This window comes from Flavivirga algicola (assembly GCF_012910715.1).
GTDB lineage: Bacteria > Bacteroidota > Bacteroidia > Flavobacteriales > Flavobacteriaceae > Flavivirga > Flavivirga algicola.
Map to the genome: position 1 here is coordinate 1 of NZ_JABBHF010000030.1, position 542 is coordinate 542.

The 542-nt window shown below is 45.6% G+C and carries 1 protein-coding gene; it reads left to right on the top strand.

Features of this window, described 5'->3' with window-relative positions; all coding sequences use genetic code 11:
* Nucleotides 1-60 precede the first annotated feature (60 nt).
* The coding region (locus tag HHX25_RS21075; RefSeq protein WP_449404045.1) for an HYR-like domain-containing protein at nucleotides 61-542 on the top strand (482 nt) is incomplete at its 3' end.

A 542-nucleotide genomic window follows, 5' to 3' on the forward strand; every position in this document is an offset into this window, starting at 1 on the left:
ACAGATGCCTGCAACAATACGGCAACTGCCACTCAAATAATCAATGTCAGCGACACCACATTGCCGACAGCTTCGAACCCTGCCAATATTACTGTTCCTGGCGGACCTGCTCCTGCTCCTGATGTTACTGTGGTCATCGATGAGGCGGACAATTGTACCTCCAGCCCTGTTGTGGCTTTTGTCTCGGATGTTTCTGACAATGGAAACTGTCCTGAAACCATCACAAGAACTTATAGTGTTACGGATGATTGTGGGAATACGATCAATGTAACCCAAACTATTTTTATTACCGATCCTATTTTGCCGACCGCTTCCAACCCGGCAAGTATTAATGTGCAGTGTATTGATGATGTGCCTGCTCCAGACACCGATGTGGTCACTGATGAGGCAGATAACCAAGGGACTCCCGTTGTCGCTTTTGTATCCGATGTCTCGGATGGCAATTCTTGTCCCGAAACCATCACAAGAACCTATAGCGTAACAGACACATGTAATAATACCATTAACGTTACACAACTTATTGTTATCAACGATACGACGTT